The organism is Pedococcus sp. P5_B7, assembly GCF_054049895.1.
This window is the reverse complement of the sequence record NZ_JBFULM010000014.1, coordinates 1-1,422: the sequence shown is the minus strand read 5'-3', so window position 1 is coordinate 1,422 and position 1,422 is coordinate 1. Positions and strand designations below refer to the sequence as shown.

2 protein-coding genes and 1 pseudogene are annotated in these 1,422 nt (G+C 67.3%); 2 read left to right on the top strand and 1 reads right to left on the bottom strand.

Features of this window, described 5'->3' with window-relative positions; translation table 11 throughout:
* Window positions 1-245 (bottom strand): hypothetical protein (locus ACXJKD_RS20260; protein WP_457256840.1); only part of this gene is annotated, 245 nt, incomplete at its 3' end.
* Here ACXJKD_RS20260 and ACXJKD_RS20255 point away from each other — a divergent pair.
* Together ACXJKD_RS20255 and ACXJKD_RS20250 are read left to right on the top strand one after the other, a co-directional pair.
* Window positions 169-534: pseudogene (locus ACXJKD_RS20255) on the top strand (hypothetical protein); the annotation flags it as partial. The gene ACXJKD_RS20260 and the pseudogene ACXJKD_RS20255 sit on opposite strands and share 77 nt — an antisense overlap.
* A 124-nt stretch (window positions 535-658) precedes the next feature.
* On the top strand, window positions 659-1,422 hold a 764-nt coding region (locus tag ACXJKD_RS20250; protein WP_457256838.1), incomplete at its 3' end, for a hypothetical protein.

The window sequence follows — 1,422 nt, the reverse complement described above, 5'->3', positions numbered from 1 at the left end:
AGCGTCACCTGCGGCACCGCGATCAACGGCGCGGCCTGTCCGGCGCCGGCGGCGACGACAGTGGCGTTGATGCAAGGCGCGGGCATTGTGATCCCGACGTTACCGAACACCGGCAGCGTCACCTTCACCGTCTCCGGCACCGCCGGGGTCAGTGGCTCGATTGCCAACGTGGCGACGATTGCGCCGCCGGCCGGCACCAACGACAACACCGGCGGTAACAACAACAGCACCGCCAACACCGCCATCAATCCTCTTCCTGCCAACTTGGGTATTACGAAGACGAATGGCGTTGCGAGTGTCAATGCCGGAGCGGCCACCACCTATACCATCGTCGTCAGCAACGCCGGTCCCAATTCATCCGATGGTGCGATCTTCACGGATCCCGCGGTCGCCAATCTGACGGTGACGGGCGTGACCTGCGGTAGTGCAGCAGGCGGCGCGGCGTGCCCGGCACCTGCGTCGACGACAGTGGCACTAATGCAAGGTGCCGGCATCACCATACCGACGTTACCGAACGGCGGCAGCGTCACCTTCAGCGTGACCGGCACCGCGGGTGCCAGTGGCTCGATTGCCAACATCGCCAGCGTAGCCCGTCACCTGCGGCACCGCGATCAACGGCGCGGCCTGTCCGGCGCCGGCGGCGACGACAGTGGCGTTGATGCAAGGCGCGGGCATTGTGATCCCGACGTTACCGAACACCGGCAGCGTCACCTTCACCGTCTCCGGCACCGCCGGGGTCAGTGGCTCGATTGCCAACGTGGCGACGATTGCGCCGCCGGCCGGCACCAACGACAACACCGGCGGTAACAACAACAGCACCGCCAACACCGCCATCAATGCCCAGGCCAACCTGTCGATCACCAAGACCGACGGCATCGCCACGGTCAATGCCGGTGCGGCCACCACCTACACCATCGTCGTCAGCAACGCCGGCCCGGCCGCAAGCGACGGCGCGATCTTCACCGACCCGGCGGTCGCGAACCTCACCGTCACCGGCGTCACCTGCGGCTCACCGACCGGTGGTGCCACCTGTGCGGCGCCGGCCAGYGTCACCATCGCCGCGATGCAAGGTGCCGGCATCACCATACCGACGTTACCGAACGGTGGCAGCGTCACCTTCAGCGTGACCGGCACCGCGGGTGCGGCAGGCTCGATTGCCAACATCGCCAGCGTGGCCACGCCGGCCGGTGTGACCGACCCGACCCCGGGCAACAACAGCGCGACCGACACCGACACCATCCAGCCGGTGGCCGACCTGGCCATCGTCAAGACCGGACCGGCCGGCGTGAACAGCAACGGGGCCGTGAGCTACAGCGTGGTGGTGACCAACAACGGACCGTCGGCGGCCAACAACGCCATCTTCACCGACCCGGCGGTCGCGAACCTGACCGTCACCAGCGTCACCTGCGGCACCGCGATCAA